The sequence below is a fragment of the Streptomyces sp. NPDC005955 genome, from assembly GCF_042871255.1.
Classification (GTDB): Bacteria; Actinomycetota; Actinomycetes; order Streptomycetales; family Streptomycetaceae; genus Streptomyces.
This window is the reverse complement of record NZ_JBIAIF010000008.1, coordinates 67438-94173: the sequence shown is the minus strand read 5'-3', so window position 1 is coordinate 94173 and position 26736 is coordinate 67438. Positions and strand designations below refer to the sequence as shown.

Genomic DNA, 26736 nt, shown 5'->3' with positions numbered 1-26736 from the left:
CGCCGGAGCAGGGGGGCGCACGGTAGTGGAAGACGGCGTGGGACGGCGCGAGTTCCTGCGTTGTCGCACACCGCGACACGGGCCGGACGTACCGTGGTCGCAGCGACCAGATCTTGTGGCACCGCCCGGAAGGAGCCTCGGTCATGGAGCACGGCACGGGACCGGTACGCCCCGGGGGTGCGGGGCCCGGCTCCCCGCGCCCGGCCGCCGGACGGGTCCCGCTGGCCGTCGTCGTCGTGGACGGCGGCGGCCTCGTCACCCACTGGAGCACCGGGGCCCGCCGCCTCTTCGGGTACGCGCGGGAGACGGCCGTCGGGTGTCGGGCCACCGATCTGCTCCCGGTCTCCGGCGCCCTGCGCGACCCGGACCACCCCGAACGCCCTGGTGGCCCCGACGACCCCGGTGACCCGGATGACCCCGACGGGTCGCCCGGGGTGCGCGAGGACCACGGTCCGGACCTCGTCGCCCCGCTGCTCGGCCGGACCGCCTACGCCACCGCCGGCCGCGCCCGGCTCTCCGTCGAGCCGGAGCCGCCCGCCCACCTCTCCAACGGTGCGGCCGGGCCCGCCGACGACCGGGTCCCGCGCCCCCGCTCCTCGAACGGCCGTCCCCCGGCCGAGGGCGGCGACGCCCCGGCCGGTACGCGGATCGACGTGCTGTGGTGGGCCTACCCGCTGGTCGGCCCGGGCCCGGAGCGGCTGCTCGTCCTCGCCGCGGAGGACCCGGGGTCGGGCGCGGACGGGACCCGGCGGGTCGTCCCCGGGTTCGCCCGGCACACCGACTTCACCGGCGCCGACGACCTGGCCCGGCGACTGCCCGAGATCCTGCCCAGCATGAGCGTCGCGGAGAGCGCCCGGATCGCCGCCCAGGTACTCGAACTCGGCTACCCCGTGATGGAGTTCAGTCAGCACGACCGGGTTCCCGTCACCCCGGACTGGGGAGTGGCCCGGCGGGCCGAGCGGATCGCCCGCCGGGAGCGCGCGGCCCGTGCCGCCGCCACGGGTGCGCCCCTGCCGCAGGACGGGTCCGGCGTCGACGACCTCGACGGCGGGGTCGACCTGGAGTACGCGGCCGTCCGTGAACGCCTGGAGTTCCTCAACGAGGTGAGCGGCCGGATCGGCTCCTCGCTCGACCTGTCGCGCACCATCGTCGAGGTGAGCCGGGCCGTCGTGCCCCGGTTCACCGATGTCGCGGGCACCTATCTGCGGGAGCAGGTCGTCGCGGGCGAGGGGTTCCCCGAGGGGCCGCCGGACGCGACCACGATGTGGCACCGGGTGGCCGTGGAACACACCGACGAGCCCGGGCGCTGGGACGACGTGGTGCCCGTCGGCGAGTCGATGCCGTTCCCCGTGCACACCCCGTTCTTCCAGTGCATGACCACCGGGGATCCGGTGCTCGTCCCCCGGATCAGCGAGGAGATGGGCAACGCCATCGCCGCGCAGTTCGAGAAGCGGGACATCCGCCCGCTGATCAACCACCGTTCGATGCTGGTCGTCCCGCTGAAGGCCCGCAACGTGGTGCTCGGCTTCATGATCCTGCTGCGCCACCGCGAGCGCCCGGTCTTCAACGACATGGACCGGGTCACCGGCGCCGAACTCGCCGCCCGCGCGGGGCTCGTGCTCGACAACGCCCGGATGTACACGTACCAGGAGAACGTGGCGGAGACGCTCCAGGACAGCATGCTGCCGCACATCGCGCCCCGCATGCCGGGCTGTGACATCGCCACCCGTTACCTCCCCGGCACCCTGCTCGGCCGGATCGGCGGCGACTGGTTCGACGCGGTGAAGCTGCCCGGTTCCCGTACCGCCCTGGTCGTCGGCGACGTGATGGGGCACGGGCTGAACTCCGCCGCGATGATGGGGCAGTTGCGGACGTCCGTGCAGACCATGGCGGCGCTCGACCTGCCGCCCGCCCAGCTGCTGCGCAATCTGGACGACCTGGCGCAGCGCCTCGGCGAGCACTACCTGGCGACCTGTCTCTACGCCGTGTACGACCCGGTCCGGGGCCATCTGGAGATCGCCAACGCCGGTCACATCCCGCCCGTGGTGGTCCGGGCCGCCGACGGGCGCAGCGAACTCCTCGACCTGCCCACGGGTGCCCCCATCGGGGTCGGCGGGGTGCCGTTCGAGACGGTGCGGGTGCCGGTGTCACCCGGTGACCGGCTGGTGATGTGCACCGACGGCCTGGTCGAGATGCGCGGCGAGGACATCGGCGTGGGATTGGCCACCCTGTGCGAGTCGGCGGCCCATCCGGCGGCCTCCATGGACCGCGCCTGCGACACCATCATCCGGACGCTGGCCCGCCGCGGCGGGCGCAAGGACGACGTGGCGCTGCTGATGGCCCGACTGAACGGCATCGCCCCCGAGGACGTGGCCCACCACCGGCTACCCGCCGATCCCGCCCGGGTGGGTGAGGCCCGGACGTTCGTCGTGGACCAACTCGGCGCCTGGGGCCTCGCGCCGCTCGCCGACACGGCCCGGCTGCTCGTCGGGGAACTCGTCGCCAACGCGGTGCGGCACGCCGGGGGCGGTGGGGTCGGGGTGCGGCTGGTGCGCGGCGGGGGCGCCCTGCTGTGCGAGGTGACGGACGACGACCACCACCTGCCCACCCTGCTCAGCGCCGGACCGACGGCCGAGGCCGGGCGCGGACTGCGGGTCGTCAGCGCGCTGGCCCGCGCCTGGGGCTCCGGTCGCACCGCCACCGGCAAGACGGTCTGGTGCGAACTACCGCTGCCGGCGCGGCGCACCCCCTAGGACCGCCGCCCGCGCGCGTGTTACTCCGGACGCCGCGGTACGTCGCCGAGCCCGGTCAGCAACTCCCGCAACAGGCCGGCCAGTTGCTGCTGCTTGTCCTCGTCGAGCGGGGTGAGGAGCCGCGACTCGGTGGCGAGGTGCCCCAGGAGGGCGGCCTCCACCGTGCGGTGGCCCTCGGGGGTGAGGGTGATCAGCAGGCTGCGCCGGTTGTCGGGGTCGGTCTCCCGGGTCACCAGTTCCTTGGCGACCAGCCGGTTCAGACGGTTGGTCATCGCCCCCGAGGAGATCATCGACGCCTCGCTGAGCGCCCCTGCGGTGAGGCGGTACGGAGGGCCGGACCGCAGCAGGGTCGCCAGGATGTCGAACTCGCCCAACTGGAGGCCGTGGGTCGCGAACTGCTCGGACAGTTCGCGTTCGAGCAGTCGGGCGGCGCGCTGGACGCGGCCGATCACCCCCATCGGGGTCGCGTCGAGTCCGGGCTTCTCGGCCCGCCACTGTGCGAGTACCCGGTCCACGTTGTCGCCCATGTGCTGTCCCCGCTCCCCGACCGCTCTGGATTGCTTTACATCGAACTGTTTGACGTGAAGGTAGCAGATCCGTACTCTGCTTCATGTCGAACAGTTCCACGTCAAACAATCCGGGGCGGGGTCCCGGAAGGGGAGGGACCGTCATGCGCGTCACCGTCTTCGGAGCCGCCGGGAACGCCGGCAGCCGGATCGTCAGCGAGGCCCTGGGTCGGGGGCACGAGGTCACCGCGGTCGTCCGCGACTCCGCCCGCTTCGCCCAACTGCCCGCCCGGGTCACCCCACGGGTCGGCGACGCCTCCCGGGCCGCCGAGGTGCGCGCCCTCGCCGTCGGGCAGGACGTGGTGATCGGCGCGACCCGCCCGCCGCAGGGCCAGGAGGACGAACTCGCCGCGGCGGCCCGGGGGCTGCTCGCGGGGCTCACGGGCACCGGGGTGCGGCTCCTGGTGGTCGGCGGCGCCGGAAGCCTCGTCGTGCCCGGCTCCGGCGGGCGGCTGCTGGTGGACGACCCCGCCTACGTGCCGCCCGCCTGGCGGCACGTCGCGCTCGGCAGCCAGCGGCAGCTGGAGGTCTTCCGGGCCGCCGCCGACGCCACCGACGCCACGGGTACGGCCTCCTCCGCCACCGACGTCCCCGGCACCGACGTCGACTGGGCCTACGTCAGCCCGCCCGCGATCCTGGAGCCCGGGGAACGCACCGGCCGCTACCGCACCGGTCACGACGAGGTGCTGACCGGGCCCGACGGACTGTCACGGATCTCGATGGAGGACCTGGCGATCGCCCTGCTGGACGAGGTGGAGCGCCCCCGCCACCACCGGACCCGCTTCACCCTCGTGGCCGACTGACGGCCCGCGCGCCTCGGTGCAGCGGTTCACGCCGGCGCGCCGGTCAGGGTGCGTGCGAAGTGGTCGCCGAGGTGGGGGAGCCACTGCGAGCGCGCATTGCCCAGGAGGTGGTCGCCGTGCGGGACGGACAGATAGCTGCCGCGCGGTGCCAGACGGGCCAGCGGCGCACCGTTCGTCACGCCGGGGATCACGTCCTGGCCGCCGTCCACGACCAGCAGCGGGGCCGTGATGCGGGGCGCCAGGGCGGTGAGGTCCACCCGGCGGGCGAACGCCCGGGCGGCGTCGGCTCCTCCGGTGCGTCGGGCCATGACGTCCCGTACCGGCGGGGGCAGTTCCTCCCAGTCGAGGCGGAAGGGGCCGCTGACCGTGGCGACGGCCGCCACGCGCGGTTCGAGCGCCGCGGTCCGGGCCGCGAAGTAGCCGCCCAGACTCAGGCCGACGAGCCCGATGCGGGCGACGCCGAGCGCGTCGACGACCCGCCCCACGACCCGCTCGTAGTCCGGTACGAGGGTTGTGCCGGCCGCGAGCGCGCCCTGCCCGGGGCCGTCCATCGCGAACACCGCCAGCCCCCTGGCCGTCAGCGCGGACACCAGATCGAGGAACTCCTCCTTGGCGGAGTCCAGACCGGGGACGACCACCACGGTCCCCGGCGCGTCACGGGGGCCGCGCAGCCAGCCGGTGAACCCCTCGCCGCTCACCCGCCGGGCGTCGGGCTCCAGCAGGGCGAGCGCCCTGCCCAGGGCGTGATCCGCCTCGGCGGCGGCCCGGGGTGTTTCCGCGCCCGGGCCCAGGGCGGCCAGGTGGAACCACCGGGCCGCCATCAGCAGGTGTGCACCCGCCGAGCGGGGCGATCCCGCGTCCTCGGCGTGCCGGAGGTGGCCGTGCCCGGTGCGCAGGAAGGCCGGCCCCCAGTCGGCGACGGAGGCGAGGCCCTCGGTGACCCGCCGGTACTCGTCGGGGTCCACGCCCGTGCCGAGGGCGCGGGTCCACAGGGCGGCGGCGAACTCGGCGGCGCTCACGGCGTTCCTCCGGTCAGCAGGACGGCCTTGCCGCGTATCCGGCGCTCCCGCAGGTCGACCAGCGTGTCGGCGGTCTCCGCCCAGTCGGCGGTGCGGCCGATCTCCGGATGCAGCCGGCCCTGCTCCACGAGGCGCACCAAGGTCGCGAGATCAAGGCCGTACGGGGCGCCGGCGTAGTGGAAGTGCTGGAGCGTGACCCGCTCGGGCCCTTCGAGCAGTTGGAAGAAGTCGAGGGTCACCGGGGTGCGGCTCGCCTGGCCGAACCAGACCACCACGCCGCCCGGGCGCACCTTCGCCAGGGCGAGCGGCAGATCCGGCCCACCCGTGGACTCCAGCACCACGTCGAAGGGTCCCCGGGCGTCCGCGACCCGGTGCACCACCTGCGCGCCCATGGCCGCGAGCCGTTCGCCGCGCGCCGGGGTCGCCGTCACCGCGGTCAACTCGGCCCCGGCCCCCACGGCGAGTTCCGTGACGTAGTGGCCGACGCCACCCGACGCGCCCGTCAGCAGCACCCGCCGGCCGGCCAGGGAGCCGGCCGTGCGCAGCAGCCGCAGGGCGGTGATCCCGGCCAGGGGCAGCGCAGCCGCCCGTTCGCTGTCGACGCCGTCCGGGAGCACCGCGAGCGAGTCCGTGGGCACGGCCGCGTACTCGGCCCAACCGCCCTGCGCCGGGTGCCCGACGACCCGGGTGCCGATGCCGGGACCGGAGCCGTCGGCCGCCGCCTGGACGACGAGTCCCGCGACGTCCTTGCCGGGCAGCAGCCCCGGCCGGGGGCGTTCGAGCAGGAACGTTTCGCCCCGGTTCGGGGCGAACGCCTCGACCTTGATCAGGGCCTCGGCGGGCTCCGGCAGGGGCGGGGGGACCTCGGCGAAGGCGACCGGGCGCTCCGCCTCTCCGGTGGGAATGAGTCTTCGCATGGAGGGGATGCAACCCCGGCGGGCACCCCGCGATCCAACAACGGCCGGGCACGGCCGACAACCATCGGTTGTCACCTAAGGTGAGGGCCATGGATCTCGACGTGGCGCAGGCCCGCGCCTTCGTGCGCACCGCCGAGGAACTCCACTTCGGCCGGGCGGCCGCGTCCCTCGGGATCTCCCAGCAGGCGCTGTCCAAAAGGGTCGCGCGGCTGGAAGCCCTGCTCGGCACCGCACTGTTGCACCGCGACGGCCACGGGGTGCGCCTCACCGAGGCCGGACGGCGTTTCCTCGCACCGGCCCGGCAGGCCGTCGCCGCCGCCGACACCGCCGTCGCAGCGGTGCTCGGGCCGCAACGTCCGCTGCGCGTGGACGTCTGGGGGCACCTCTACGCGCCGATGCGGACGCTGGCCCGGGTCGCCGGACGGGCCGGGGAACTGACCTCGGGACACGGGCGCGATCTGCCGTCGGTGACGACCGCGCTGCTGAACGGAGACATCGACGCGGCCCTCGGCCGGGTCCACCCCCCGCTGCCCGCCGGGCTCACCCACCGTCTCGTCCGCCTCGAACCGGTGGACGCCGTACTGGGCGCGGACCATCCGCTCGCCGCCGAACCGGCCCTGCGACCGGACCAGCTGGGCGACAGCGTGCTGTGGGCACCCGGTGCGCTGGACCGGCTCGACTTCCTGCACCGGTTCGCCGACCGGTTCGGCATCCGGGACACGGCCACGAGCGTCAACCTGGGGCTCGCCCACTTCCTCGCCGAGGTGGTGGCCGGGCCGCGACGCTTCTCGCTGGTGCCGGCCGACGTGCCGCTGCCGGAGGTGCCCGGGTTGCGCTCCGTGCCCCTCGTCGACCCCACGCCGCTGTACGCCTGGTCGCTGCTGTGGCGCTCCGGACACGGACACCCGGGGCTGAACGGCCTTGCCGCGGCCTGTGCCGAGGAGGCGGGGTGCAGCCGGTGGCTGGAGTACGACCCGACCCGCGACTGGCTGCCCGAACCGCCCACGAGCGGTCCCCGTCCCGGCCCCGGACCCTTGCCGACGGGTCCCCGGGAACGGTAGACCGGTCGTACCGGTGTTCGGTGAGGGCTCGTACGAACGGTGGAGGGGGGCGCGGATGAGCGTGGGACAAGCGCACAGGGCGGCGTGGCAGGGGTTTTGGGAGGGCGCACCCGGGGAAGCCGGCGGAGTCTTCTGGGACGCCGAGCCGGCGACCACCGTCGAGGTCCACCTGACCCTGTTCGAGTCCCACTTCGTCGGCGGTCTGCCGCTCGTGGACGTCGGGTGCGGCAACGGCACCCAGACCCGGTACCTCGCCCACCGCTTCCCCCGGGTCATCGGGACGGACCTGGCGCCCGCCGCGATCGCGCACGCCCGGCGCGGCGACCCCCGGGGCACCGTCGACTTCCGCACGGCCGACATGACGGACCCCGTCGAGACCGGGCGGCTGCACGACGAACTCGGTGACACCCACGTCTACATGCGCGGGGTCCTCCACCAGTGCCCGCCCGAGGACCGGCAACCGCTGCTGGACGGGATCGCGACCCTGCTGGGCGCCCGGGGCCGCGGATTCCTCGTCGAACTGGGCGAGGCCGCCGGCAGCGTGCTCCGGGGTCTCGCCGGCTCCCCGGCCGGACCCCCGGCGAAGCTCGCCCCGGTCCTCGCCCACGGCATCGCGCCCGGTGAGGTGTCCGACGAGTCCGCACCCGCGTACGTGCGGGCCGCCGGGCTGGACATCCTCGCCCGCGGAGAACTCCCGCTGGCCACCACGGAGGTCACCGAGGACGGCCCGATCGTGCTGCCGTCCCGCTGGATGCTGGTCACGGCCCGCGCCCGCTGAGCCCCCGTCGCGGCCCGCGCACCGGCCCGTCCCCGGCGCAGACCCGGCGCAGACCCGGACCGGTGAACCGGGCCGCGGGCTCCTGGCCCGACCCCGCCCCGGCGCGTACCGTGACGGCAAGGAAGAGGGGAGCCCCCTTGAAGATCCTCATCAGCGCCGACATGGAGGGCGCGACCGGAGTGACCTGGCCCGCCGACGTCCTGCCGGGCACCCCGCAGTGGGAGCGCTGCCGGTCGATGTTCACCTCCGACGTGAACGCCGCGGTGCTCGGCTTCTTCGACGGGGGAGCCGATGCGGTCCTCGTCAACGAGGCCCACTGGACCATGCGCAACCTGCTGCTCGAACACCTCGACGACCGGGTCGAGATGCTCACCGGCCGGCACAAGTCGCTGTCCATGGTCGAGGGCGTCCAACACGGGGACATCGACGGCATCGCCTTCGTCGGCTACCACACCGGCGCCGGGATGGAGGGCGTCCTCGCCCACACCTACCTCGCCAACTCCCTCACCGGCGTCTGGCTGAACGGCGAACGCGCCAGCGAGGGACTGCTCAACGCCCGGGTGGTCGCCGAGTACGGAGTCCCCGTCGTCCTCATCACCGGCGACGACCTGACCTGCGAGGACGCCCTCGGCTACGCACCCGGCGCGGTGAAGGTCGCCGTCAAGGACCACGTCTCCCGGTACGCCGCCGTGTGCCGCACCCCCACCCGCACCGCCGCCGCGATCCGCTCGGCCGCCAAGGAGGCGGCGGGCCTGTCGGAACGGCACGCACCCGTGTCTGACGGGCCGTTCACCGTGGAGATGGAGTTCGACGCGGAGCACCTGAGCCTCGCGGCCACCGTGGTCCCGGGGGTGGCCCGCACCGGTGAGCGCAGGGTCGCCTACACCAACGACACCATGTACGAGGGCATCAGGACCTTCAAGACGGTGACGACGGTCGTCTCGGCGGCGGTGGAGGAGTGTTATGGCTGACGCGGACCGGTCCGCCCTCGTGGAAGGCGCCGCCGGCGCCCGCGACGGCGTCGACGAGCAGGCGCTGGAGGAGGTGGTGCGGTTCACCTCCGACCTCATCCGCATCGACACCAGCAACGGGGGCGACGGGGACTGCCGCGAGCGGCCCGCCGCCGAGTACGCCGCGGCACTGCTCGCCGAGGCGGGCATCGAACCGACCCTCCTCGAACGGGTCCCGGGCCGCACCAACGTCGTCGCCCGCTACCCGGGCGGCGACCCCTCGGCGCCGGCACTGCTGCTCCACGGCCACCTCGACGTCGTTCCCGCCCGACCCGCCGACTGGTCCGTGCACCCCTTTTCCGGGGAGGTCCGCGACGGCGTGGTCTGGGGGCGGGGCGCGGTCGACATGAAGGACATGGACGCGATGATCCTCGCGACCGTGCGGCGGTGGGCGCGCGACGGCGTCCGCCCCCGGCGCGACGTGGTGATCGCCTTCACCGCCGACGAGGAGGCCAGCGCCGCCGACGGGGCGGGGTTCCTCGCCGACCGGCACGCCGACCTGTTCGAGGGCTGCACCGAGGGCGTCAGCGAATGCGGCGCCTACACCTTCCACGACGGGCGCGGCACCCAGATCTACCCGATCGGCGCCGGTGAACGCGGCACCGCCTGGGTGCGGCTCACCGCGCGCGGCCGGGCCGGACACGGCTCGAAGATCAACCACGCCAACGCCGTCACCCGGCTCGCCGCCGCGATCACCCGCATCGGCGACCACGCCTGGCCCGTCCGACTCACCCCGACCGTCCGCGCCTCCCTCACCGCCCTCGGCGCGTTGTACGGCCTCGACGCCGACCCGGGCGCACCCGACTTCGACGTCGACGCCTACCTCGACGCCCTCGGCCCGGCCGCCGCCCTGGTGGCCCCGGTCGTCCGCAACAGCACCAACCCGACCGTGCTGAACGCCGGCTACAAGGTCAACGTCATCCCCGGCGAGGCCACCGCCCTGGTCGACGGACGCTGTCTGCCGGGCACCGAGGAGGAGTTCCGCGACACCCTCGACACCCTCACCGGACCCGAGGTCAGCTGGGAGTTCCACCACCGGGAGATCCCGCTCCAGTCGCCCGTCGACACCCCCCTCTACGCACGGATGCGGGCCGCCCTGGAGGAGGCCGCGCCCGAGGCCCGGGTGGTGCCGTTCATGATGTCGGGCGGCACCGACGCCAAACACTTCTCCCGGCTCGGCATCACCGGGTACGGCTTCACCCCGCTGCGGCTGCCCCCGGGGTACGACTACGGCGCCCTGTTCCACGGCGTGGACGAACGGGTCCCCGTCGACGCCCTCCACTTCGGCGTCGAGGTCCTCGACCGCTTCCTGCGCACCGCGTGACCTCCCGCCACCCCCCGCGCACGGCGGCGGCCCGCCCCGCCCGACTGCGACCGGGCGCCCGGGTCGCGGTCGTCGCGCCCAGCGGCCCCGTCCCCGCCGACCGGCTCGCCGCCGGGCTGGACGTGCTGCGCGGCTGGGGACTCGACGCCCACGCCACCCGCCACGTCCTCGACGGCCATCCGCGGCTCGGCCACCTCGCGGCCACCGACGCCGACCGGGCCGCCGACCTCCAGCGCGCCTGGTGCGACCCCTCCGTGGACGCGGTGCTCTGCGCCCGCGGCGGCTACGGGGCGCAGCGGATCGCCGACCTCCTCGACTGGACGGCGATCCGGGCCGCCGGACCCAAGGCGTTCGCCGGGTTCAGCGACGTCACCGCCCTGCACGAAGCGTTCGCCGTGCGCGCCGGGTTCGCCACCCTCCACGCACCGATGACGGCCACGGCCGACTTCCTCGCCCTGCCCCCGCCCGGGGCCCCCGAGAGCCCCACGCACCCCACGCACCCCGAGACCCCCGACCGCACGGCCGCGCCGGACGGCACCCGGGCCCGGGACCACCTGCGGGCCACCCTCTTCGCCCCGGAGACCGTCCGCACCCTCGCCCTCGGCCGACCTCTGGTCCCGGGCCGGGCCGAAGGCGTCACCCTCGGCGGCTGCCTGTCGGTGCTCGCCGCCGAACTCGGCACCCCGCACGCCCGCCCCTCGGCCGCCGGGGGACTGCTCTGCCTGGAGGACGTCGGGGAGGAGCCGTACCGGCTCGACCGCTATCTGACCCAACTGCTGCGCTCCGGCTGGCTGGACGGCGTCGCGGGCGTGCTCCTCGGCTCCTGGTGCGACTGCGGCCCCTACGAGGCGGTGCGCGCCGTGCTGCTCGACCGGCTCGGTCCGCTGCGGGTCCCGGTGCTCGAAGAGTGCGGCTTCGGCCACGCCCCCGGTGCCCGCACCGTCGCGCTGGGCGCCCGCGCGGTCCTCGACGCCGATGCGGGCACCCTCACCCTCGCGGAACCCGCCCTGCGCTGACCGGTGCGTCCGCTCGCCGCGCGTAGGCGACCCCGGACGGCCGGTGACCGATGGCGTCCCCGCCGTGCAGGTCGGTCCTGCGCTGCCCATGCTGGTGGGGGAGGGGCGGGCCGGACCAGCGGAAGGGCATGCACCATGAGCCCCAGAACCACCACGAGCACCAAGTCCAAGAGCTCGGTCGGCGAGCTGGCCACCCCGGGCCGCGTCGTCGTCATCGTCCTCGCGATCCTCGCCCTGATCTTCATCTTCGAGAACACCCAGGACACGAAGATCAGGCTGCTGATCCCCGAAGTCACGATGCCGCTGTGGCTGGCACTGCTCGCCATGTGGATCATCGGGGCGGTGTGCGGGGCGTACTTCATGCGACGACGCGGACGCCGCTGACCCCCGACGCCGGCGGGCCGACGGAACAACGGCGTTGTCATCGGGGTCGTCGCCGTCCAGGATGGCCCGATGCGACGGATCGTGGTTCTTGACGCACCCTCCAACCTGGGCCTCCGCCCGCCCGCCCCCGGAACGGTCCCCGGCTGCCACAAACTCGCCGGCGCCCTGCGGGACCAACGGATCGTCCAGCGGCTGGGCGCGGTCGACGGCGGGGTCGTGGTCGCGCCCCGCTACGACCGGGGGGACTGGCAGGAGGGCGACGGGGTCTTCCACGCGGAGGCCATCGCCGCGTACACCGTGCGGCTCGCCGACCGGATCGGTGCCCACGTCGCCGCAGGTGAACTCCCCGTCGTCCTCGGCGGCGACTGCTCCGTCCAACTCGGCGCCTCGCTCGCCCTGCGCCGGGCCGGCCGCTACGGGCTGGTCGCCGTCGACGCCTCCGCCGACTTCCGGCACCCCGGGAACTCCGACCGGATCGGCGCGGCGGCCGGCGAGGAACTGGCGATCGCCACCGGCCGCGGCCCGGACTCCCTCGCCGACCTGGAGGGCCTGAAGCCCTACCTCAAGGACGCGGACGTCCGCCTGTTCGGCATCCGGGACGCCGACGAGGACCGTACGGAACTCGCCGCGCTGCACATCCCGGTGACCACCGTCGCGGAGATCCGGCAGCGGGGTGCTGCCGACCTCGCCCGGGCCGCCGAGCGGAGCTTCGCGCCCGACACCCACCGGGGGTTCTGGGTCCACCTCGACGCGGACGTCCTCGACCCGTCCGTGATGCCCGCCGTCGACAGCCCCGACCCGGACGGACTGCTGCCCCACGAGGTGACCGACCTGCTGCGGCCGTTGCTCGCCTCACCTCGCTGCGCCGGCATCAACATCACCATCTACGACCCCGACCTCGATCCCGACGGCACCGCGGGCGCGCTGCTCACCGACCTGGTGGTGAACGCCTTCCCCGCCGCCCGGGCCTGACGGCGGGCGGCACGCCGCCGACCTGGTCGGTACGGAGCGCCGCTGACGGGCCGTGCGGAGGGCCGTTGGCCGGCCGGTACGGAGCGCTGCTGACCGGCCGTGCGTAGGGGCGTTGGCCGGTCGGTGCGGAGCGGCACCGGGGCGGCCCGGCGGCGACCGGGAAAACCTTGGTGGAAACGTGACCGGCGAAAACCCTGGTCAGGACGGGCCCGGCGCTGTTCCATGGTCATCGTGAGGACGGGAACCGAAGAAGGAGAGGCTGCCGCCTTGACGCCGACGGCCACGACGATCCACCGCGACACCCTGACCCTGCCCGCCGCCGCGCTGGGTACGGCCAACCCGCTGCCCCCGCTGCGGTCCCGGCACGCGGTCCACGAGCTGGACGAACGCTCGCTGGTCGGGCTCCCCCGGGACATGGCCCGTCAGATCGGCTACGAACCGCTCCGCAGCGCCCTGCCCGCCCGGGTCCTCGACGGGTACGGGCGCGAGCGGACCGCCACCGCCCTCGACACGATCGTCATCGAGAACGACAAGCTGCGCGTCACCGTGCTGCCCGGACTCGGCGGCCGCATCCACGCCCTCCACCACAAGCCCAGCGGGCGGGACCTCCTCTACTCCAACCCGGTGTTCCAGCCGGCGGACTTCGCCCTGAACGGCGCCTGGTACTCCGGTGGCATCGAGTGGAACATCGGTGCCACCGGCCACGGCGCCCTGTCCTGCGCCCCGTACCACGCAGCGGTCGTCCCCGCCCCCGACGGCGGGTCGATGCTACGGCTGTGGGAATGGGAGCGGCTGCGCGACCTCCCCTTCCAGGTGGACCTGTGGCTGCCCGCGGACTCCGACTTCCTGTACGTCGGGGTCCGCATCCGCAACCCGCACGAGAAGCCGGCCCCCGTGTACTGGTGGTCGAACATCGCCGTCCCCGAGGAACGCCGGGTCCTCGCACCCGCCGACGAAGCCTGGCACTTCGGCTACGCACGCTCCCTGCGCAAGGTCCCCGTGCCCGCAGCCGACGGCGTCGACCTGACCTACCCGCTGCACAGCGTCCACCCGGCCGACTACTTCTACGACCTGCCCGACGGACAGCGCCGATGGATAGCCGCACTGGACGGCGACGGACACGGTCTCGTACAGACCTCCACCGACCCGTTGCGCGGCCGGAAGCTGTTCCTGTGGGGCAACGGCGCCGGCGGCCGGCGCTGGCAGGACTGGCTCACCGAGCCGGGCACCGGCGGCTACGCCGAGATCCAGGCCGGCCTGGCCCGGACCCAACTGGAACACGTCCGTCTCGACGCGGGCGCCGAGTTCAGCTGGCTGGAGGCGTACGGACCGCTCGGCGCTGACCCCGGGCTCGTGCACGGCGACGACTGGGCCGCGGCCCGGGCCGAGACCGAGGACCGGCTCGCCGCCGCCCTGTCCAGGGAAGCCGTCGACGCCGCGTACGCCGCCTGGCTCCCGCACGCCGACGCCGAACCCGTCGAGACCCTGGCCACCGGCTCCGGCTGGGGCGCCCTCGAAGTGCTGCGCGGCGGCTACAAGCTCCCCGGCACGCCCTTCGACGAGGCCCACCTCGGACCCGACCAGGAACCCTGGCACGCACTGCTGAGCACCGGTGACTTCCCGGTGCCGGACCCCACCGCGCCGCCCGGCCCCAGCCTGGTCGCCCCGCCCTGGCGGGACATGCTGGAGACGGCACTCGCCGAGCCCCACACCGAGTACCACCTCGGTGTGGCCCAGTGGCACGCCGGCGACCGGGCCCAGGCCGTCCGCAGTTGGGAGCGGGGCCTCGTCCTCGCCCCGTCGCGCTGGCCGTTGCTGCGCGCCCTCGCCGCCGCCGACCAGGTCGAGGGCTTCCCCGAACGGGCCGCCGACCACTACGCCGAGGCGTTCGACGCCCTGTGCGGGGAACGCCACGACGACGGGCCGGAGTGGACCGCCACCACCGCCGCGCTCGGCCGGGAAGCGCTCGCCGCGCTGATCGCCGTGGAGCGCACCGCCGAGGCCCGACGGGTGTGGGGGCAACTGCCCGCCGAGGTCCGGGCCCGGGGTGCCTTCCGGCTGGTCGAAGCCCAACTGCTGCTCGCCGAGGGGAAGCCGGAGGCGGTCCGGGCGGTCTTCGCCGAGGGCTTCGAGGTGGCGGACCTGAAGGAGGGCGCCGAGGTCCTCGGGCAACTGTGGGAGCGCGTCAGCGACGATCCCCTGCCCGCCCGCTACGACTTTCGGATGCGTCCTACCGCCCCCGCGGCCGGGCGGACGACCGCCGACTGAGCACCGGCGGCAGGACCGCCCATCGGTTCGTGGGCGCTACGTCCTGCCGGACGAAGGAGTGCGGTACGGCCGCGTCCGCCCGGCCCCGCCGGCCGGACGCGGCCCGTGCTGCTCGGTCGCCGGCCGGATGGTCAGGATTTCGCGGAATCCGCCGCGACGCCCGACCAGAAGTCGGAGCGCACATCGGGGGCCGGGATGGGGCTGCCCGCGTAGTTCGGACCGACGGTCTCGGCCGTGGGGGCCTTCACCGCGGAACGCTCCACGCACGGCGTCGCCACCTCGAAGAAGGCTTGGCCGTTGCCGCCGAACCGGAGACGCACCCGGAAGTCGTCCGGGGTCTCGAAGTACGTCGCGGGCATCTTCCTGCTCGCGTTGGCCCCGAGTGGGGAGAACCCCTCACCCTTCCAGTGGCGTTCGACCACGCCGAGGAAACTCCCCCGGCGTTCCTCCGAGATGACGGTCATCACCGCTCGACGACGCGACACGTCGCAGTCGCCCTCGCTGGTCTCGCCGTGCGTCCAGTTCACCGCGGGCTGCACGGCGGAGAGCGTGCGGTCCAAGATGGCGTCGGCTCGTTCGGCGGCTTCCTGCATGTTCATCTTTGCATCGTCTCCGTGTGGACCGTCCGAGGAACCGCATCCGGTCAGCAGCAACAAGGCAGCCGCCGGGACGGCTGCACGGGGGAACCTCATCGCGGCCTCTCCAGAACGATCTCATCTGACCTGCCGACGACGATGTTGGCGATGTTGTCGGCCGACATCTGGTCCTTCCTGGGGTTGAAGTAGTTGGAATGAGCGTCGACCCCGCCCGGGATGAGCGGCGTGCCGTCGTCCACGAGGAACCGGGTGGCGCCGAAGTCCTTGTGCGCCGGGTCGGTTCCGAAGTAGATCTGACTGGGGTCGGTCTGCGCGTCCTGGGCCAGGTACCCCGCGATGCCTCCCACGGCGGCACCCCCGATGCCACCGACCGCCGCTCCTAGGGGCCCGCCCATCCCCAGCCCCAGTGCGGCGCCCGCCGAGCCGCCGCCGAGGGCCCCCGTCTTGAGGCCGTCGGCCTCGTCGCGGTTGGGTAACTTGGACACGATGTCGTTGTCGGCCGCCCCGACGAAGACGTGTTCCTTGCCGACGTTGAGGTCCTCGGCGTGGTCGGCGTTGGTGCCGGGGCTGCCGACGATGACGATGTCGTCGGCCCCCGGGATGCCGCCCTCCTGCTGGGCCGCCAGCCCTACGGTGAGCGACCCGTAGGAGTGGCCGATGGCGGTCACGTGGGGGTCCGCCCCCTCGTTCGTTGCGGAGACTCCCGCCATGAACTCGTTGTAGGCGGGCGCGCCCGCCTCGGCGTGGTCCTCCTTCATGACGTTCTTGTCGCCGAAGGGCAGCTCGTCGAGGGAGAGTTGCGGGGCGTCGTAGCCGAGCCAGACGATCGACGACGTCGCGCTGTCCGGATCGGCCTCCCTCGCGCCCAGAGCGGTGTCGTGGGCGCGCTTCACCGTGCCCCCCGCGAACTGCTCGTCCAACTTGGTGTCCAAACCGGGGACGTACGCGGCGACGTTCTTGGCAGTGTCGGGATTCCCGTAGGCGATGATGGCGCGCCCGTTGCCCTCGTCCCCGACACCCAGGAGGAGCATGGGAGGCTCACTGCCCGCCTGGAGCTTCTGGTCGATCGCCCTCAACCCGTTCAGCATGGTCTGCGAGTCCTCGTCCCCCTGCCCTTCCAGCTTGGCCATCAGGAGCGGGAGGTTGTTGCGGTTCGCCTCGTCCCGCACCAGCGAAGGGACGCCGTCCAGGTTCCCGATGACGTCGGGGTAGACGGCCAGGTACTCCTCGCGCTGCTCCTGCGTGAGGTTGTCCCACCAGGCCTTGCGCTCGGCGGGAGTCGCCTCGGTGGGGATGTCCTCCTTCAAGTACTCGTCCACCGTGTCGCGGACGGCCGCCGCGTCCTTGGCGGCGTCACCCCAGGTGGCGGAGTCGACGGTCAGACCCTCCTTGGCCTTGAGCTTCCCGAGGGTCCCGCTGTAGCGGGCGTCGGTCTCGTTCGCCTCGCGGACGGCTCCGGCGATGCGGTCCGCGATGCCGACGGCGAGGGCGTGGTTCGGGTTCTGGTTGACCAGCCGCGACGCGTCACCGGGAACGAACCTGCCGTCCGGTGAGGGCCGCGGCTCCAGGAGCCCTGCGCGGCCCGCGACCCTGCCTCCGGGATACTCAGCACCGTCCTGGTACTTGTTCGCGCCTCCTGCCGGATAGCTGACCGTGCCGTTCGCCTCCACGGTGAACTGGCGCTCGGCCGCCTCGGCGAGGGCCTGCTTCAAGGCCCGCTGCGGGGCCCGGAGCTCGGCAGCGAGACCGTTGAGCGTGGAGCGGACGAGACCGCATTCGGTCTGCGTGTACGCGTAGTTCTGACTCAGCCGTTGTAACCGCTTCACCGCGGCCCCTGCGGCTTCGCCCTCCTGGGTCTTGCCGACCTTTCCGGTCATCTCGTTGTCGACGCGGTCACGGGCGGCGTCGGCGGAGTTGCTGACGGCTCCCCAGCCATCCGCGGCGCCGTCGAGCTGACCGCAGTCCAGGTCGCGCAGGAGTTGCCACGTCAGCACGGCGTCACCACCCCTTCAACTCGTTGCCGACACGGACGAAGTTCAGTTCCGACTTGACGCCGGCGTCGGTGCTCTTGAGGTCGCTCGCGGTGCGGCGAAGAGCGGGTCCGAGGGATTCACACTCGTCGCGCACCGCCTCCAACCGCTTCTCCCAGGAGGTGAGCACGGTGCGCAGCACCGCGAAGCTGTCCAACCCCTCGGTCCCACCGGACGTTGCCTGCGCCCCTGCGATCCCGTCGTGGGCCGTACTCAGCTTCACCAAGGCCTGGTTGGTGCTGGTCCGTAGTTCGCCGGCGACTCCGGCTGCGTCGTGCCAGGGCTTCCTGCTGTGCTGCAAACCGCCGCCTCCCCCCGGACCTCCTGACTGATTGAGCCGGGTACCCGCCCGTTCGGCAGCCGCGGTCTTCAGCTGCTCCCACTCGTCCCACGCCATCCCCGTGTCGCCCCTTCGCCCTTCCGGTTCCGTGCATCGCGAATGCGCGTCACAGTACCGTCCTCCGCGTCCGCCCCGATCATTCAGTTGATGGGGTGGCGCGGCACGTGGAACGCCCGATCGCATGGCTCGAAAACGCCTTGTCCAGATGGCTGTTGAAGCATTCGGCGAGCCGTGCGCACCGGGTCACAGGTGCCGTCCGTCGTGCATTCGGGCGATGTCGAGCCCGGCGCGGTGGACATCATCGTCTTTGCGATGGCAATCGAAGAGGACCTTCGGCGTCTTCCTGCGAGCGAACTCGGGGCAGCCCATGGTGAGCAAGTCCGGGGGAGGACGTGAACCGCCCACTGCTGTCCTCGACGTCGACGGGCCGCTCAACCCTTGTGCGGCCAAGGGGGGAGAGGTGCCCCGAGGGCGACACCACGCTCAGAGTGGCGCTGGACAGGGGGCGCCGCCGGAAGGAGTACAAGAACCTCTCCTCCCGGCGGCGCCCCCTGCGGGTCTGGCTCAACCCGGAGCACAGGTGTTCCGGTGGCCGGGAACGTGTCGTCGGTGGTGCTAGATCTCGCGGAGCCGGAAACTCTGATTGGAGTCGCCGCTGCAGCCGTACTGGATGATGCCCGCCCCAGCCGCCTCATCGGCGTTCTCGACGTCGAAGCACCTGAGGTCAACGGTGTGGATCGTGGACAGTCCAGTGCCTGCCGGGAAGGTCAGGAAGGTCTGGGTGAACCTCGGGAGCGTTCCGCACGGGTACTGGATGATCCTCGTCCCGTTGCCGCGCTTGGCGGCCTCCAGATCGAGACACAGGTTCCCGGCCGTCCGGATCTCCACACCGCCGGAAACGGTGTTCACCCAGAACCGCTGGGTGCGGGAGTTGCTGTCGCAGTCGGCCTGTACCAGGGGAGCGCCACTGTCCTCGGTCCGTACGTCGAGGCACTTGCTGGCGAAGGTCTCGACGGAGACCTGGGTTCCCGGTGGATCGGCCGACACGGCGGCGTCCGGTGCGGCGAGGGCTGTGGGACCGGTGATGACACCCACGGCGGCGGCCAAGACGGCCAGAGCGGTCAGCGCCTTGTGACGAGTACGCATGACGACACCTCAGTTCCTCGTGTTCTCCGGGGCAGCGTGTCGTGACGGGCCTGCCCCACGGCAGGAGGATGCTTGCCAGCCGAGGTTGTGGGAAACGGTGCAGGCCACTCGGTTCAGCCGTTCGGGTGAGGACGGCGTGGAACCGGATGCGGCGCCGGGTGAAGTCGTGCTTGACCACGAACCCACCCCGCGAGTCGTGCGCCGACGGGACCTAGTGGCCCGCTCCCCGGTCCGCGTACTCGAACACCGAACCGTCCGGGTGCAGCGCGATCAGGTTGCGCCCGGCCGGGGTGTCCACGGGGCCCGCGAGGACCTTCGCGCCGGACGCGTCGAGTGCCGCGGCCGTCTCGCCCACGTCCCGGACGGCGATGGTCGCGGTCACCCGGCGCAGGACGTCGAGTTCGTCCTCGGGCCCGCTCATCAGCAGGAAGCAGCCGACGGCGGCGGCCGACACCCCGCCCCGTTCGAAGCGCAGGGCCCGACTTCCCGTCAACCGCTCGTAGAAGGCCACCGAAGACTCCAGATCGGTGACGCAGATGCGCAGGGTGGTTCCCAGGATCTCCATGCGGGCGAGCCTAGTTGGGGACCGTGCGTCAGGTGATCGTTTCGTCGGAAGGCCGTCGGAAGGCCGTCCGAAGGTCGACTGAAGGCCGTCCGGGACGGTCCGCAGCGGTCCGGGGCGGTGCGCCGGCGTGTACGGGGGCGCCGGGCGGGTAGCCGAGCAGCGATGCTCCGGGGGGAGTACCCCGATCGGCTGGTCCTCGCCCCGGGTGCGCGCGGCCGGGCCCGGCGAGCGCCGGCTCGGGAGGAGTGGAGGGAAGGCTGGGCACCATGACCGATCCGCGCTACCTGTACGCCGTGTGCCGCCCCTGGAACGCACCCATCCAGGTCGACCTCCGGGGCGTCGCCGGAGCCCCGCCCAAGGAACTGCGACACGGTTCCCTCGTCGCGGTCGTCAGCACCGTGCCCGCGCGGGACTTCGAGGGCGAGGCGCTGCGTGCGCACCTGGCCGACCCCCAGTGGCGGGCCGACCTCGTCCGGTCCCACGAGGCGGTCGTCGCCGCCCTCACGACGGTCACCACCCCGCTGCCCGTCCGGCCGGGTGCGGTGTTCCCCGACGACAGCGCGGTACGGGTGCTGCTGGCGGCGGAGGGCGACCGGCTGGACCGGGTGCTGGACCGGCTCGCGGACCGGGTGGAATGGGAGGTGACCGTCACCGTCGCCGCAGCGGACGCCGCGCAGGTCGACGAGGCCGACCCCGTACGGGAGTTGCACGACCGGCTGTCGACGCTGGCCGACGCCGCACGGCTCGACCCGCCGGGCCGGTTCGGTACCCCGGCCGGCCCCGTGGAGCCGGTGTTGCTGCGTGCCGCGTACCTCGTGCCCCGCGGGGCCTGCGAGGAGTTCGTCGAAGCGGTCGAACACCACCGGGCAGACCGGGGCGCGCGCCGCGGGCCCCAGGTGTCGCTGTCCGGCCCCTGGGCGCCGTACTCCTTCACGCCCGCCCCGTACGGCGACGACTGACCGGTGTTCGGGGGCCGTTCGGCCGGCCCCCGAACCGCGGACGTGTTCCTACGCGGTGGCGGTCCGCCCCGCTCCGGACCTCAGACCCGGCACAGGACCTCCCCGTGCAGCACCGAGAACCAGGCGTCCGGAGCGGCGCTCCACTCACGCCAGGCCCCGGCCACCGCGTCGAGTCCCGCCCGGTCGGTGTGGCCGCCCGCGACGGCCCGGTCCGCGTAGTCCGAGGCCACCGTACGGTCCGCCCACAGACCGCCCCACCAGGCCCGTTCCTCCTCGGTGGCGAAACACCAGGTGCTGGCGGACGCCGTCACGTCGGTGAACCCGGCGGCCAGCGCCCAGGACTTGAGCCGCCGCCCCGCGTCCGGTTCCCCGCCGCCCGCCCGCGCCACCCGTTCGTACAGGTCCAGCCAGGCGTCCAGCCCCGGGGCGATCGGGTACCAGACCATGGCCGCGTAGTCGGCGTCCCGGACGGCCACCAGTCCGCCCGGCCGGGTGACCCGACGCATCTCGGACAGCGCCCGCACCGGATCGCCCACGTGCTGGAGCACCTGGTGGGCGTGCACGACGTCGAAGGAGTCGTCGGGGAAGTCGAGGTCGTGGACGTCCGCGACGGCGAAGTCCGTGTGGTGCAGGCCGCGGGCGGCGGCCGTGGCACGGGCCTGGTCCAGGATCTCCGGAGCCCGGTCCACCCCCGTGACGTGTCCGTCCGGGACCAGTTCGGCCAGGTCCGCGGTGATGGTGCCGGGGCCGCAGCCGATGTCCAGCACGCTCATGCCCGGGGTCAGCGAGCCGATGAGGTAGGCGGCGGAGTTCGCCGCGGTCCGCCAGGTGTGCGACCGCAGTACCGACTCGTGGTGGCCGTGCGTGTAGACGGCGGTGTCCTTCGACATCTGCTGCTCCCCTGTCCCCTGTTCCCGGTCCCCGCCCGTGGTCCCGCCCGGCCGACGGCACGGATGGGACCACGGCCCCGCGCCCGCCCGGTCGGGTGACCGGCGCACGGCGCCAGGGGCCCGCGGCACAGCGCCGCGGACCGTCCCTCCACGGTACGCATCCGGTCGCATGGTGAGACAGGCTGTCTTGTCATGTGGGACGAGGGCGGTTTACAAGGTCAACGGTCGGTACACCGTCAGCGCCTCGTGGAGCTTGTCGACCCGCAACACCGGACCGCACGGGCCGATCTCCCCGTCGTACGCCAACTGCGTCCCCGGTGCGATGCCCTCGACCCGCAGGCGCAGGCGTCGCACCGCCGCGTGCAGGGGCGAGCGCGACAGCGGTCCGGCGAGCGCCGCCCCCAGCAGCCGCACGCCCGGCCACCGCCCGCCGTGCACCGCCCGCACGTCCAGCAGCCCGTCCGCCAGGTCCACCCGCCGCCCCGCGGTCAACCCCATCCGGCTGTACGTGCAGTTCCCCGCGAACAGCAGCCACAGGGCCCGCCGCCTGCCGTCCACCACCGCCCGCAGCGGGCGCCCCCGGCGTCGTACGTGGAAGGCGGCGACGACGTCCGCGAGCCGTCCGCCGATCCGCCCCGACCACCGCTCCCGCTCGTGCACCAGCTCCGGGTACACCCCCAGGCTGAACGTGTTGAGGAAGATCCCCGAGGTGCCTTCGGGACCGGACCGGAAGCGGCCCACGTCCACGGCGACCGCGTCCCCGCGCTCCACCGCACGGACCAGGTCCTGCGGGTCCTCGACCCCCAGGTCGTACGCGAAGTGGTTCAGGGTGCCGCCCGGCAGCACCGCCAGCGGCAGCCCGTGCCGGAGCGCGGTGGCCGCCGCGGCGTTCACCGTCCCGTCGCCCCCGCACACGCCGAGCGCCACCGCCCGGGACGCCGCCCGGTCCAGGTCCCGGACCAGATCGCCGCCCACCGTCTCCACGACCTCCATCAACGGCAGGGCGTCCCGCAGCGCCCGTACGCGGTCCGGGGTGCCCGCCCCCGTGTTCACCACCATCACCAACCCCTTCCCGCCGGGCAGCGCGGGCGTGTCCACCAGGGGGCGCCCGGGCGACGGCATCTGGTCGCGGGTCGGCACCAGACCCCGCACCGCGAAGGCCGCGCCCACCCCGAGCGCCGCACCCGCCAGCACGTCGCCCGGATAGTGGACGCCCGTGTAGACGCGCGAGAACGCCACCGAGAAGGCCAGCGGCGCCACGACCGCGCCCCAGCCCCGGGACTCCAGCGCCACCCCCGCCGCGAACGCCGCCGCCGAGGCCGCGTGCCCCGAGGGGAACGAGCTCGTGATCGGCTGGCGCTTCAGCTGACGGACCAGGGGCACCGCGTCGAGCAGCGGCCGGGGCCGCCGCACCGACCGTTTGCCGAGCGTGTTGATGGTCGCCGAGGCCACTGCCAGCGACGCCATGCCCCGCACCGCACCCCGTCGGGCCCGCGGCGACCGGGTCAGCGCCAGGCCCGCCGCGACCGCCCCCCACAGCACCCCGTGGTTGGCGCAGCGGCTCAGCGACGGCAGCACCCGGTCCCCGTACGGCCAGTGGTGATCGGCGACGGACTCGAACAACCAGGTGTCCGCGGCGGCCAGCCGCTCGCGCAGCGAGGGCGGCACCGTCGGCCCGTCCGACCGGTCCGGCAGCCGCGACGGCAGCTCCCGCAACCGTTCGTACACCGCGCGGCCGAAGCGGCGCGCCGGGTCCCCGAAGGTCGGTCCGAAGCCGTTCATGTGATCTGGGTGCATTCCGGTCGCTTACCCGCTCGGATCGTCGTGATCCCGCACCGGACGAAATCCATTTGGTCCCGACCCCGTCCAGCACGGAGAATGCGACCCCATGGGACATCTGGAAGCCGCGCACCTCGAGTACCACCTCCCCGACGGCAGGGCTCTGCTCGGTGACGTCTCCTTCCGGGTCGGCGAGGGCAGGGTGGTGGCGCTCGTCGGTCCCAACGGGGCGGGGAAGACCACCCTGCTGCGTCTGCTCTCCGGGGAGCTGAAGCCGCACGGCGGCACCGTCACCGTCACCGGCGGGCTCGGCGTGATGCGGCAGTTCGTCGGCTCCGTGCGCGACGAATCCACCGTCCGCGACCTGCTGGTCTCCGTGGCCGAACCGCACATCCGCGCGGCGGCCGCGGCCGTGGACCGCGCCGAACACGCGATCATGACGGTGGACGACGAGGCCGCCCAGATCCGGTACGCCCAGGCCCTCTCCGACTGGGCCGAGGTGCGCGGCTACGAAGCCGAGACGCTGTGGGACGTGTGCACCACGGCGGCCCTGGGCGTCCCCTACGAGAGCGCGCAGTGGCGCGAGGTGCGCACCCTCAGCGGCGGCGAACAGAAGCGCCTCGTCCTGGAGGCCCTGCTGCGCGGCACCGACGAGGTGCTGCTCCTCGACGAGCCCGACAACTACCTCGACGTCCCCGGCAAGCGCTGGCTGGAGGAGCAGCTGAGGGAGACCCGCAAGACGGTCCTGTTCGTCTCCCACGACCGGGAGCTGCTGGCCCGCTCGGCCGAACGGATCGTGAGCGTGGAGCCCGGGCCGGCCGGGGCCGACGCCTGGGTGCACGGCGGCGGCTTCGACACCTTCCACGAGGCCCGCAAGGAACGGTTCGCCCGCTTCGAGGAGCTGCGACGGCGCTGGGACGAGAAGCACGCCCAGCTCAAGAAGCTGGTGCTCACCCTCCGCCAGGCCGCCGAGATCAGCCATGAGCTGGCCTCCCGGTACAAGGCCGCACAGACCCGGCTGCGCAAGTTCGAGGAGGCCGGGCCGCCGCCCGAGCCGCCCCGTGAGCAGGACATCCGGATGCGGCTGCGCGGCGGACGCACCGGGCTGCGGGCGGTCACCTGCGAGCAGCTGGAGCTGACCGGCCTCATGAAGCCGTTCGACCTGGAGGTCTTCTACGGCGAACGGGTGGCCGTGCTCGGTTCCAACGGCTCCGGCAAGTCCCACTTCCTGCGGCTGCTCGCCGGGGGTGAGGTCGCCCACACGGGGCACTGGAAGCTGGGCGCCCGGGTCGTCGCCGGGCACTTCGCCCAGACCCACGCCCACCCGGAACTGGAGGGGCGCACCCTGCTCGACATCCTCTGGCGCGAGCACGCCAAGGACCGGGGTGCGGCCTCCTCGCTGCTGCGCCGCTACGAGCTCACCGCCCAGGCCGAGCAGAGCTTCGACCGGCTGTCGGGGGGACAGCAGGCCCGCTTCCAGATCCTGCTGCTGGAACTGGCCGGGGCCACCGCGCTGCTCCTCGACGAGCCCACGGACAACCTGGACCTGGAGTCGGCGGACGCCCTCCAGGAGGGTCTTGAGGCGTTCGAAGGCACCGTGCTCGCCGTCACCCACGACCGCTGGTTCGCGCGTGCCTTCGACCGGTTCCTGGTGTTCGGCAGCGACGGCCGGGTACGGGAGACCCCGGAGCCGGTCTGGGACGAACGGCGGGTCGTCCGTAGCCGCTGACCCGCCGTGACCGCCCGGTACCGGCGGGTCCGACAGGCGGTGCGGCGGTCCAGCGGGGACAGTGGGAGGAGGACGTCCCCGACTGGGAGTGGGGTGCCGCCATGACCGGAGTCGATCCCGCGCGTCTGGACGACCAGCAACTCATGCGGGAGCTGGAGACCATTCACCGGACCCGTCACGACACCCTGCTGCACGGCTCCAACGACGCGCTGCGCGTGCACAACGCGCGGATGGCCGAGCTGGAGGGGGAGTACCTGCGCCGACATCCGCGACGGCCGGTGGCCCCCGGTCGGACGCGGGAGGGCGCACGTGAGCGGAGCCCCGTCCCCGGAACCCCTTGAGACCGCTGGGACCCACGGGGTTCCGGGCGGTGCCGGTGAGCCGGTCCGGGGACGGCACGCGAGCCACGTACACGCTCCCTCTCGCCCGGCACGTGTCGGACGGGGCCCGGGCGCACGGTGCCGGTGGGCTCCGCCGGGGGCGACGCTCCGCTCCCGGTCAGTGACGGGACACGGCCGACTCGTCGGCGGCCCCGGGGGGTTCCAGCGGCCGGCGGGACCCGCTCGTCGGGCCGGGGAACGTCGGGAGGTCACGGGCCCGTCGGATCGGGGAGAACACCAGGATCAGCGCGGCGAGCGGGACCGCTGCCGTCATGACCGCGATGGCGGTACGGAGGCCGAGCACCGTTCCCAGTGCCCCGCCGAGCAGGGCGCCGAGGGGGATCGTGCCGTAGCCGAGGAACGCCGTGCTCGCGGTGAGGCGACCGAGGAGGTGCGGCGGACAGTACCGCTGCTGGAAGCTCGCCTTGATGACGTTGCCGGCCACCACCCCGGCGGAGACGCAGAACCCGCCGGCCAGGAAGAACAGGACGCCGGCCCCGTCGACGGTGAACGGAATGAGCAGCGCGAACGCGGGAAGTCCCAGTTCGCACAGCAACGTGGCGCGGGCCGTGCCAATCCGGCCGGCCACCCGGCGCGCGACGAGCGCTCCGGCCACGCCCCCCGCGCTGGTGGCCGCGACGAGCACGCCCACCGGGCCGGGGCCCAGGCCGACGGTGCGCACCAGGAAGACCACCTGGATCGACTGGTACCCCATCAGGGCCAGGTTCGACGCGGCCCCGAAGAGGGTGAAGGTGCGCAGCCAGGGGTCGCCCGCGATCAGCCCCAGTCCTTCGCGCACATCGCCGAACAGCGTTGCGGGGCGGCGTTCGGCCCGGGTGACGCGCGGTTCGCGGTGCCGGATGCCGGCCAGGCAGAGCAGCGAGACGAGGAACGTCGCGGCGTTGGCGAGCAGCCCGTTCACGGCCCCCGCCAGTTGCGCGATCAAGCCGCCCGAGCCGAGCCCGGCGATCTGTGCGGCGGAGGCGCTGCCGTGCAGCTTGGCGTTCCCCTCGGGTTGGTCCTCGGGTTCCAGGATGGTGGGGAGATAGGCGCTGTAGGCGGTGTGGAAGAACACGGCCGCCGTGCCCGTCGCCAGGGCGACCGTCCACAGCACGCCGATGCTCAACCAGCCCGTCCACGCGGCGATCGGGACCGAGGCGAAGACCACCAGGGACGCCGCGGCGGCGGCCAACATGACCGGTCTGCGTCGCCACCGGTCCACCCAGACGCCCACCGGAAGGCCGATGAGCAGCCAGGGCGCCCAGGTGGTGGCGCTCAGCAGACCGACCTCGAACGTGGTGGCGTCCAGGGTGGAGACCGCGATCAGCGGGATGGTCACCCCGGTGACGGCCGCACCGTACTTGCCGGCGGTCTCGCCGCACCACAGCAGTCGGAAGTCGCGGTGGCGACGCAGGAGGCCACCGCGCACACCTCGGCCCATGCCGTCCAGC

General features: G+C 73.5%; 24 protein-coding genes and 1 pseudogene. 14 read left to right on the top strand and 11 right to left on the bottom strand.

From position 1 onward, the window contains the following. Positions 1 to 143 precede the first annotated feature (143 nt). Complete coding sequence (locus tag ACFYOU_RS20660; RefSeq protein ID WP_391307375.1) at positions 144 to 2753, top strand: SpoIIE family protein phosphatase; 2610 nt, start codon at positions 144 to 146, stop codon at positions 2751 to 2753. 20 nt (positions 2754 to 2773) lie between these two features. Here the strand turns inward: ACFYOU_RS20660 and ACFYOU_RS20655 are convergent, their stop codons facing one another. After that, the gene (locus ACFYOU_RS20655) at positions 2774 to 3280 is read right to left on the bottom strand and encodes a MarR family transcriptional regulator (protein WP_391307373.1); all 507 of its coding nucleotides are present in this window, start codon (positions 3278 to 3280) and stop codon (positions 2774 to 2776) included. 143 nt (positions 3281 to 3423) lie between these two features. On the opposite strand from ACFYOU_RS20655, the gene ACFYOU_RS20650 reads away from it, so the two are divergent. Continuing rightward, positions 3424 to 4122: an NAD(P)H-binding protein gene (locus tag ACFYOU_RS20650; RefSeq protein ID WP_391307371.1), complete on the top strand. Its 699-nt coding sequence runs from the start codon at positions 3424 to 3426 to the stop codon at positions 4120 to 4122. 26 nt (positions 4123 to 4148) lie between these two features. Here ACFYOU_RS20650 and ACFYOU_RS20645 read toward each other — a convergent pair whose 3' ends face one another. Together ACFYOU_RS20645 and ACFYOU_RS20640 are read right to left on the bottom strand one after the other, a co-directional pair. Next, positions 4149 to 5141 carry an alpha/beta fold hydrolase gene (locus ACFYOU_RS20645; RefSeq protein ID WP_391307369.1) on the bottom strand — a complete coding sequence of 331 codons (993 nt, stop codon included), beginning with the start codon at positions 5139 to 5141 and terminating at the stop codon, positions 4149 to 4151. Beyond that, on the bottom strand, positions 5138 to 6058 hold the full coding sequence (locus ACFYOU_RS20640) for a zinc-binding dehydrogenase (protein ID WP_391307367.1): 921 nt from the start codon (positions 6056 to 6058) through the stop codon (positions 5138 to 5140). Before ACFYOU_RS20640 ends, ACFYOU_RS20645 begins: the two co-directional genes overlap by 4 nt. 89 nt (positions 6059 to 6147) lie before the next feature. On the opposite strand from ACFYOU_RS20640, the gene ACFYOU_RS20635 reads away from it, so the two are divergent. The 8 genes from ACFYOU_RS20635 to ACFYOU_RS20600 all read left to right on the top strand — a co-directional run bounded on the left by ACFYOU_RS20635 (position 6148) and on the right by ACFYOU_RS20600 (position 14871). Next, positions 6148 to 7119 carry a LysR family transcriptional regulator gene (locus ACFYOU_RS20635; protein WP_391307365.1) on the top strand — a complete coding sequence of 324 codons (972 nt, stop codon included), beginning with the start codon at positions 6148 to 6150 and terminating at the stop codon, positions 7117 to 7119. 55 nt (positions 7120 to 7174) lie between these two features. Next, the gene (locus ACFYOU_RS20630; RefSeq protein ID WP_391307364.1) at positions 7175 to 7897 is read left to right on the top strand and encodes a methyltransferase domain-containing protein; all 723 of its coding nucleotides are present in this window, start codon (positions 7175 to 7177) and stop codon (positions 7895 to 7897) included. Positions 7898 to 8034: 137 nt separating this feature from the next. After that, positions 8035 to 8868 carry a M55 family metallopeptidase gene (locus tag ACFYOU_RS20625; protein ID WP_391307362.1) on the top strand — a complete coding sequence of 278 codons (834 nt, stop codon included), beginning with the start codon at positions 8035 to 8037 and terminating at the stop codon, positions 8866 to 8868. Next, positions 8861 to 10231: a M20/M25/M40 family metallo-hydrolase gene (locus ACFYOU_RS20620; RefSeq protein WP_391307361.1), complete on the top strand. Its 1371-nt coding sequence runs from the start codon at positions 8861 to 8863 to the stop codon at positions 10229 to 10231. The genes ACFYOU_RS20625 and ACFYOU_RS20620 overlap by 8 nt, the downstream gene beginning before the upstream one ends. Next, on the top strand, positions 10228 to 11247 hold the full coding sequence (locus ACFYOU_RS20615; RefSeq protein WP_391307360.1) for an LD-carboxypeptidase: 1020 nt from the start codon (positions 10228 to 10230) through the stop codon (positions 11245 to 11247). Before ACFYOU_RS20620 ends, ACFYOU_RS20615 begins: the two co-directional genes overlap by 4 nt. A 135-nt stretch (positions 11248 to 11382) precedes the next feature. Next, positions 11383 to 11631: a DUF1049 domain-containing protein gene (locus ACFYOU_RS20610; protein WP_385491024.1), complete on the top strand. Its 249-nt coding sequence runs from the start codon at positions 11383 to 11385 to the stop codon at positions 11629 to 11631. Between the two features lie 69 nt (positions 11632 to 11700). Next, entirely contained in the window at positions 11701 to 12603 is a 903-nt protein-coding gene (locus tag ACFYOU_RS20605) for an arginase family protein (RefSeq protein ID WP_391307357.1), read from the top strand. 267 nt (positions 12604 to 12870) lie between these two features. Beyond that, entirely contained in the window at positions 12871 to 14871 is a 2001-nt protein-coding gene (locus ACFYOU_RS20600; RefSeq protein ID WP_391307355.1) for a DUF5107 domain-containing protein, read from the top strand. A gap of 131 nt (positions 14872 to 15002) precedes the next feature. On the opposite strand, the gene ACFYOU_RS20595 is transcribed toward ACFYOU_RS20600, so the two are convergent. The 3 genes from ACFYOU_RS20595 to ACFYOU_RS20585 form a co-directional block, all read right to left on the bottom strand. Further along, positions 15003 to 15470 (bottom strand): hypothetical protein, encoded by a 468-nt coding sequence (locus tag ACFYOU_RS20595; protein ID WP_389763298.1) that lies wholly within the window; start codon positions 15468 to 15470, stop codon positions 15003 to 15005. Positions 15471 to 15559: 89 nt separating this feature from the next. Continuing rightward, positions 15560 to 17461 (bottom strand): alpha/beta hydrolase, encoded by a 1902-nt coding sequence (locus ACFYOU_RS20590; RefSeq protein WP_391307352.1) that lies wholly within the window; start codon positions 17459 to 17461, stop codon positions 15560 to 15562. A 4-nt stretch (positions 17462 to 17465) separates the two neighbouring features. Next, positions 17466 to 17798, bottom strand: a complete 333-nt coding sequence (locus tag ACFYOU_RS20585) for a hypothetical protein (RefSeq protein WP_391307350.1) — start codon at positions 17796 to 17798, stop codon at positions 17466 to 17468. Between the two features lie 431 nt (positions 17799 to 18229). Here ACFYOU_RS20585 and ACFYOU_RS20580 point away from each other — a divergent pair. Next, positions 18230 to 18415: pseudogene (locus ACFYOU_RS20580) on the top strand (hypothetical protein); the annotation flags it as partial. 37 nt (positions 18416 to 18452) lie between these two features. Here the strand turns inward: ACFYOU_RS20580 and ACFYOU_RS20575 are convergent. Beyond that, a complete protein-coding gene (locus ACFYOU_RS20575; RefSeq protein ID WP_391307348.1) occupies positions 18453 to 18983 on the bottom strand; it encodes a ricin-type beta-trefoil lectin domain protein in 531 nt (176 codons plus the stop codon). A gap of 211 nt (positions 18984 to 19194) precedes the next feature. Further along, entirely contained in the window at positions 19195 to 19548 is a 354-nt protein-coding gene (locus ACFYOU_RS20570; RefSeq protein WP_389763290.1) for a VOC family protein, read from the bottom strand. A gap of 266 nt (positions 19549 to 19814) precedes the next feature. Between ACFYOU_RS20570 and ACFYOU_RS20565 the strand changes: the two genes are divergently transcribed. Beyond that, positions 19815 to 20507 carry a GvpL/GvpF family gas vesicle protein gene (locus ACFYOU_RS20565; RefSeq protein ID WP_391307346.1) on the top strand — a complete coding sequence of 231 codons (693 nt, stop codon included), beginning with the start codon at positions 19815 to 19817 and terminating at the stop codon, positions 20505 to 20507. 80 nt (positions 20508 to 20587) lie between these two features. Here ACFYOU_RS20565 and ACFYOU_RS20560 read toward each other — a convergent pair whose 3' ends face one another. Next, positions 20588 to 21397 carry a methyltransferase domain-containing protein gene (locus ACFYOU_RS20560; protein ID WP_391307345.1) on the bottom strand — a complete coding sequence of 270 codons (810 nt, stop codon included), beginning with the start codon at positions 21395 to 21397 and terminating at the stop codon, positions 20588 to 20590. Between the two features lie 210 nt (positions 21398 to 21607). Then, positions 21608 to 23179: a phosphatase PAP2 family protein gene (locus tag ACFYOU_RS20555; protein ID WP_391307343.1), complete on the bottom strand. Its 1572-nt coding sequence runs from the start codon at positions 23177 to 23179 to the stop codon at positions 21608 to 21610. 106 nt (positions 23180 to 23285) lie between these two features. On the opposite strand from ACFYOU_RS20555, the gene ACFYOU_RS20550 reads away from it, so the two are divergent. Both ACFYOU_RS20550 and ACFYOU_RS20545 read left to right on the top strand, forming a co-directional pair. Then, positions 23286 to 24905 (top strand): ATP-binding cassette domain-containing protein, encoded by a 1620-nt coding sequence (locus ACFYOU_RS20550; protein WP_391307341.1) that lies wholly within the window; start codon positions 23286 to 23288, stop codon positions 24903 to 24905. Positions 24906 to 25006: 101 nt separating this feature from the next. Further along, positions 25007 to 25246 carry a DUF6158 family protein gene (locus ACFYOU_RS20545; RefSeq protein ID WP_385491050.1) on the top strand — a complete coding sequence of 80 codons (240 nt, stop codon included), beginning with the start codon at positions 25007 to 25009 and terminating at the stop codon, positions 25244 to 25246. A 157-nt stretch (positions 25247 to 25403) separates the two neighbouring features. Here ACFYOU_RS20545 and ACFYOU_RS20540 read toward each other — a convergent pair whose 3' ends face one another. After that, on the bottom strand, positions 25404 to 26726 hold the full coding sequence (locus ACFYOU_RS20540) for an MFS transporter (protein WP_391307339.1): 1323 nt from the start codon (positions 26724 to 26726) through the stop codon (positions 25404 to 25406). Positions 26727 to 26736: the final 10 nt, after the last annotated feature.

Coding starts and splice junctions, on each gene's coding strand:
- ACFYOU_RS20660 (WP_391307375.1), top strand. CDS start 144: ATGGAGCACGGCACGGGACCGGTACGCCCCGGGGGTGCGGGGCCCGGC.
- ACFYOU_RS20655 (WP_391307373.1), bottom strand. CDS start 3,280: ATGGGCGACAACGTGGACCGGGTACTCGCACAGTGGCGGGCCGAGAAG.
- ACFYOU_RS20650 (WP_391307371.1), top strand. CDS start 3,424: ATGCGCGTCACCGTCTTCGGAGCCGCCGGGAACGCCGGCAGCCGGATC.
- ACFYOU_RS20640 (WP_391307367.1), bottom strand. CDS start 6,058: ATGCGAAGACTCATTCCCACCGGAGAGGCGGAGCGCCCGGTCGCCTTC.
- ACFYOU_RS20635 (WP_391307365.1), top strand. CDS start 6,148: ATGGATCTCGACGTGGCGCAGGCCCGCGCCTTCGTGCGCACCGCCGAG.
- ACFYOU_RS20630 (WP_391307364.1), top strand. CDS start 7,175: ATGAGCGTGGGACAAGCGCACAGGGCGGCGTGGCAGGGGTTTTGGGAG.
- ACFYOU_RS20620 (WP_391307361.1), top strand. CDS start 8,861: ATGGCTGACGCGGACCGGTCCGCCCTCGTGGAAGGCGCCGCCGGCGCC.
- ACFYOU_RS20610 (WP_385491024.1), top strand. CDS start 11,383: ATGAGCCCCAGAACCACCACGAGCACCAAGTCCAAGAGCTCGGTCGGC.
- ACFYOU_RS20605 (WP_391307357.1), top strand. CDS start 11,701: ATGCGACGGATCGTGGTTCTTGACGCACCCTCCAACCTGGGCCTCCGC.
- ACFYOU_RS20595 (WP_389763298.1), bottom strand. CDS start 15,470: ATGAACATGCAGGAAGCCGCCGAACGAGCCGACGCCATCTTGGACCGC.
- ACFYOU_RS20575 (WP_391307348.1), bottom strand. CDS start 18,983: ATGCGTACTCGTCACAAGGCGCTGACCGCTCTGGCCGTCTTGGCCGCC.
- ACFYOU_RS20570 (WP_389763290.1), bottom strand. CDS start 19,548: ATGGAGATCCTGGGAACCACCCTGCGCATCTGCGTCACCGATCTGGAG.
- ACFYOU_RS20565 (WP_391307346.1), top strand. CDS start 19,815: ATGACCGATCCGCGCTACCTGTACGCCGTGTGCCGCCCCTGGAACGCA.
- ACFYOU_RS20560 (WP_391307345.1), bottom strand. CDS start 21,397: ATGTCGAAGGACACCGCCGTCTACACGCACGGCCACCACGAGTCGGTA.
- ACFYOU_RS20555 (WP_391307343.1), bottom strand. CDS start 23,179: ATGAACGGCTTCGGACCGACCTTCGGGGACCCGGCGCGCCGCTTCGGC.
- ACFYOU_RS20550 (WP_391307341.1), top strand. CDS start 23,286: ATGGGACATCTGGAAGCCGCGCACCTCGAGTACCACCTCCCCGACGGC.
- ACFYOU_RS20545 (WP_385491050.1), top strand. CDS start 25,007: ATGACCGGAGTCGATCCCGCGCGTCTGGACGACCAGCAACTCATGCGG.
- ACFYOU_RS20540 (WP_391307339.1), bottom strand. CDS start 26,726: ATGGGCCGAGGTGTGCGCGGTGGCCTCCTGCGTCGCCACCGCGACTTC.